This window comes from Psychrobacter sp. TB20-MNA-CIBAN-0197, from assembly GCF_040309765.1.
Lineage (GTDB): Bacteria > Pseudomonadota > Gammaproteobacteria > Pseudomonadales > Moraxellaceae > Psychrobacter > Psychrobacter submarinus.
Genome location: NZ_JBEOPC010001098.1, coordinates 1 through 250 on the forward strand (window position 1 = coordinate 1; position 250 = coordinate 250).

Below are 250 nucleotides of genomic sequence, written 5' to 3' on the forward strand. Positions count from 1 at the left end.
GCAATGTTCAATGCGTTGCCGGAGGCGAATCGTGTCGCGGTGCAAGAGCGTTGGGGATCGCCACACAACGATCCGATGTGTCGCGACGGCCGGCTGATGATCGCCGGTCTGCGTTTCGGTCTGACTTTTGTCGGCATCCAGCCGGCCCGGGGTTATCAGGTCGATCCGAGCGCGGTGTACCACGACCCGGATCTGGTTCCGCCGCACGGCTATCTGGCGTTCTATTTCTGGTTGCGCAACACCTACGGTG

The 250-nt window shown here is 61.6% G+C and carries 1 protein-coding gene; it reads left to right on the forward strand.

What is annotated here, in order from left to right; all coding sequences use genetic code 11:
* Positions 1-250, forward strand: a 250-nt coding sequence (locus AAEY83_RS17315) for a cobaltochelatase subunit CobN (RefSeq protein ID WP_351061150.1), incomplete at both ends; no start/stop codon positions are given.